The organism is Bartonella sp. CM86QHHN, from assembly GCF_042194695.1.
In the GTDB taxonomy this organism is placed as follows: domain Bacteria; phylum Pseudomonadota; class Alphaproteobacteria; order Rhizobiales; family Rhizobiaceae; genus Bartonella.
The window spans coordinates 1-1,139 of sequence record NZ_JBHIND010000078.1; the positions used below are offsets into that span (position 1 = coordinate 1).

General features: G+C 40.2%; 1 protein-coding gene and 1 pseudogene. Both read right to left on the reverse strand.

Going from position 1 to position 1,139, the window contains the following annotated elements; genetic code table 11:
• Window positions 1-200: 200 nt before the first annotated feature.
• Window positions 201-587 (reverse strand): hypothetical protein, encoded by a 387-nt coding sequence (locus ACFIKX_RS08940; protein WP_273754097.1) that lies wholly within the window; start codon window positions 585-587, stop codon window positions 201-203.
• Window positions 571-1,139: pseudogene (locus tag ACFIKX_RS08945) on the reverse strand (hypothetical protein); the annotation flags it as partial. The pseudogene ACFIKX_RS08945 and the gene ACFIKX_RS08940, both read right to left, overlap by 17 nt.

Below are 1,139 nucleotides of genomic sequence, written 5' to 3' on the forward strand. Positions count from 1 at the left end.
AGATGCAAATATCAAAATACTTTGAATAAAGTAGGGATTTTTTTTAATTCCTAAAAAACATAAAAATATAAAAGTTATAATACCAAACAAGGCTCTTAGCTGTTTATCTGTAAACATATTTATTTCCTACGGTACCTTTTTATCGATTTAAATACATGCCTAATCGTAAAATGATCAGCACTTTTCACTAGTTTGCTGTTTTAAGCCGCTTTAGAATTGCTACTGTCATGACACTCTTCACTAGGCTTTCCTATTCTCATGAATGAAATGCGCTTGCCTCCTAAGGCTAGGTTACGCGTATTTTCAACTGCTGTAAAAACTCTCTCAGCAACACCATAAAGCCTGCTTTCTAAATCACGACAATACTGCGCTAGATCAGCGCATGAGGGCACAAATGTTGTGGACATGCCTTTTGCTTCACCACGTATAAGATTTTTAACAGCTTGCAATAAAGACCAGAGTGAAATGCCGTTAAGAGCTGCGATATAAGCCTTTGCACGCGCTTCTACATTCGAAACTTTTTGCATTGTCAAACCACCTTCAAGAACATCAAGAGCCTCTGCTATGTCTTCAACAGACGCTTTCACGGTAAGTAAGTTTTGAACAGTCTGATAAGCTTCTAAGGCTTGTTTCTCTAGGTTTTTTGTCAATTGAATGCCATTTCTCAAGGTCCATGGGAACTCCAGAGTTACACATTGCTCTATCTGTTGCACGATATCTTGTAGAGGCGTCACTAAGCTGTGTTGCACCGATAAGATTACGGATTGTCTCTCCGGTACTACCACGAGTTCTTTGATCTTTTGAAAAGTTTCCATTGTTTCCACCATTGTTGTTCGTGTTTTTTGTTTTTTCTAAATCCTCGATAGCTTTTCGCACCCAGTTACGCCATGTTGCTTGCCAATCGATTTTGGTTGCATTTGCTCCGGCTTTTGAACGCCAGTAATCTCGAAACTTTGCAATTTCGACTTTGACGCGCTCCGGAGGCAAGCCCTCTTCGATTGCAAAATCGTAATCGGGTTCAAAATCCGTAGGCAATCGACAACCGCGATTAGCTTGTACTCGTTTTGCTTTTTTGGGAACGTTCTCTTGCTCGTGAATGGGAGGTTGGTTTTCTACACCCGTTGTGATTTGCTCTGATG